Raw genomic sequence first — 3,079 nt, forward strand, 5'->3', positions numbered from 1 at the left:
GCCGACATCCGACCATCGGGTGCATGCCAGGGGCCTGTGCCACGAGGTCGGGCAATCCTACGATGTGAGGCGCCGCCGGGCCCGGTCACCGGGAGTGGCCGAGGCCGGACACCGTCCGGCGCACCGAAGCAGCCCGTCCCGGCGGAGCAGCCCGCCCCTGGACCAGGGAGCGGGCTCGCAGCGCAGGATGCACCGCGCAGGCAGCACACCCCGTCCTCACCCACCCAGGGGGTACGCACATGCACGCCCGCACCGTCGCACCGTCACTCGGACCCGTCCGTGCCGTTCTGCTCGTCCTGGCCATGGTGGCCGGCCTCATGGCCGCCGCACTGCCGGCCGCCGGGCCCGCCCACGCCGCCGTACCGGACCGCTGGGGCTTCGCGTTCCTCGACAACCCGACCCCGCCCGCGGGGTACGTCCCCGACCTCACCCGGCAGTGGGGCAGTTGGCCCTCCCCGGCCGCCAACCCGGTCAAGGTCGACCAGCTCGGGGTCGGCGCGTACGTGGTGCACTTCCCGTTGATCGCCGGCCCGGGCGGCATCGCCCACGCCACCGCCGTCGGACGCACCGGCAACTGGTGCCAGATCAAGGGCTGGTCCACGGCGGGCACCGGGCAGGACGTCGCGGTCAACTGCTACCAGCCGAGCGGCGCCCCCGCGAACACCCTGTTCACCGTGCTCTACACCACCAGCAGCGGGACGCCCTCGCCGGCCGGCGGCAGCTACGGGTACACCTACTCGGCCGTCAGCGGGGCGGTGCTCGCCCAGTACAACTCGGCCGGGGCGGTCAACACGGTGAGCCACGGCTCGACCGGCATCTGGAAGGCGTGGCTGCCCGGCCTCGGGGCGTCCACCGCCGCCGGGAACATCGAGGTCACGGCGGTCAACGGGATCCAGGGCGCCCGCTGCAAGGTGGCCGACTGGGTACCGGGCGCGAGCGGGCAGACCGTGGTGGTGGCCTGCTTCAACGCCGCCAACGCCCCCTTCGACACCACCTGGACGCTGAGCTACTCCCTCAAGCGGGCGGTGCACGGACCGGCGTTCCCGCCGAAGTCCTTCGGCTACCTCTGGTTCAACGGCGGCGTGCCCGCGAACACCAACTTCAACTCCGTCGGGGCGGCCAACACCCTCTCCGGATCCGTCCCGTTCACCGTCACCCTGCCCGGCGTGGCCGTCCCCTCGGACACCGCCCACGCCACCGCCTACGGCACCGGACCGGGCTGGTGCGGCCTCGCCATGCCCTGGGCGCGCACCAGCGGCACCGTGCAGCTCTACACCCTCTGCTTCAACCCGGGAGGCACCCCCGTCTCGGCCCCGTTCCTCACGGCCTACACCTCGGCCTTCTGACCCCCGTGGGCCCGGTCCGGCAGGCCGGGCCGGGCCCACCCCACGGCCCGTGCCAGGCCTCACCGGCCCGGAGGCCCGGCGCCCACGAGGATGTCGTGGGCGCCGGGCCGTCCGCCCGCGCGGAGGTCAGAGCCCGAGGTCAGAGCCCGAGCTCGCCCTCGAACGCACCGCCTTCCAGGCGGGCCTTCACCGTGCCGAGGAAGCGTGCGGCATCGGCACCGTCCACGATCCGGTGGTCGTACGACAGCGCGAGGTAGACCATGTCGCGCACGGCGATGGTGGTGCCCTCCGGAGTCTCCAGCACGACCGGGCGCCTGACGGTGGCGCCGATGCCCAGCATGCCGACCTGCGGCTGGTTGAGGATCGGGGTGTCGAACAGTGCACCGCGCGAACCCGTGTTGGTCACCGTGAAGGTGCCCCCGGTCAGTTCGTCCGGCTTGAGGCCGCCGTCGCGGGTACGGGCCGCCAGGTCGGCGGTCCTCCGGGCGATGCCCGCGATGCCGAGGTCGCCCGCCCCGTGGATGACGGGCACGAACAGGCCCCTGTCGGACTCCACCGCGATGCCGATGTTCTCGACGTCGTGGTAGGTGACGGTGTCGTCCTCGTTCACCCGGGCGTTGAGGACCGGGTGCAGCTTGAGCGCCTCGACGGCGGCCTTGACGAAGAACGGCAGCGGGGAGAGCTTGACGCCCTCACGCTGCAGGAAGCCGGCCCGGGCGAGCTCCCGCAGCCGGATGACCCGGGTGACGTCCGCCTCCACCACGGTCGTCAGCTGGGCCGACACCTGCAGCGACTGGACCATGTGCCTGGCGATGGCCTTGCGCACCCGCGTCATGGGCACGGTCTGCCCGCGCAGCGGCGAGGCGGCGGCCGCCGCGGACTGCCCGGCCGGAGCCGCGGCCGGAGTGGTGGCGGCGGGAGCGGCAACGGGAGCCGGGGCCTCGGCGGCAGCCAGGACGTCCTGCCTGCGGATGCGGCCGCCGACGCCCGTGCCCTGCACACCGGCCAGCGGCACACCCAGCTCGGCGGCCAGCTTGCGGACCAGCGGGGTGGCGTAGGCGGCCTTCCCGCCGTCACCGGCCGGGGCCGGGGCGACGAACGGGGCCGGCGCCGCGGCCCGGGCGGGCGCGGGAGCCGGAGCCTGCGCACGGACAGGGGCCGGAGCAGGGGCCTGCGCAGGGGCAGGTGCCGGTGCCGGGGCGACGAACGTGGCAGGAGCGGGAACAGCAGCCGGAGCCGGGGCCGGAACAGCCGGTGCGGCTGCCGGTGCGGGGGTGGCTTCGGCGGCGGGGGTGGCTTCGGGGGCGGGGGTGGCTTCGGCGGCGGGTGCGGGGGTGTCGGTGCCGTCGTCGATGACGGCGAGTTCGGCGCCGACCTCGACGGTTTCGTCCTCGCCGACCTTGATCGAGGCGAGGATGCCGGCGGCGGGGGCCGGGATCTCGGTGTCGACCTTGTCGGTGGAGACCTCGAGCAGCGGCTCGTCGACCTCCACGCGCTCACCCTCGGCCTTCAGCCAGCGGGTGACGGTGCCCTCGGTCACGCTCTCGCCCAGTGCGGGCAGTGTTACTGAGACCGCCATGGTGTCAGCGACTCCTATCAGGTCTTGCGTTCAGGATGGGGGGAGTGCGGGGTGCCCGCGGGGATGCTCTTATGGATGTCAAGCAGCGGTGGTGAGCTGCTCGGTGGTGATGTGTGGGGCGCTGGGTGCGGTCAGGATCTGGTAGATCTCGCGG

General features: G+C 73.7%; 2 protein-coding genes. One reads left to right on the forward strand and one right to left on the reverse strand.

Annotated elements, in window-relative coordinates; translation table 11 throughout:
- Positions 1-239: 239 nt before the first annotated feature.
- Positions 240-1,346, forward strand: a complete 1,107-nt coding sequence (locus SNE206_RS37720; RefSeq protein ID WP_407918108.1) for a hypothetical protein — start codon at positions 240-242, stop codon at positions 1,344-1,346.
- A gap of 139 nt (positions 1,347-1,485) precedes the next feature.
- On the opposite strand, the gene sucB is transcribed toward SNE206_RS37720, so the two are convergent.
- Positions 1,486-2,925, reverse strand: a complete 1,440-nt coding sequence (gene sucB, locus SNE206_RS37725) for a 2-oxoglutarate dehydrogenase, E2 component, dihydrolipoamide succinyltransferase (protein WP_407918109.1) — start codon at positions 2,923-2,925, stop codon at positions 1,486-1,488.
- Positions 2,926-3,079: the final 154 nt, after the last annotated feature.

It is taken from the genome of Kitasatospora sp. NE20-6, assembly GCF_045862635.1.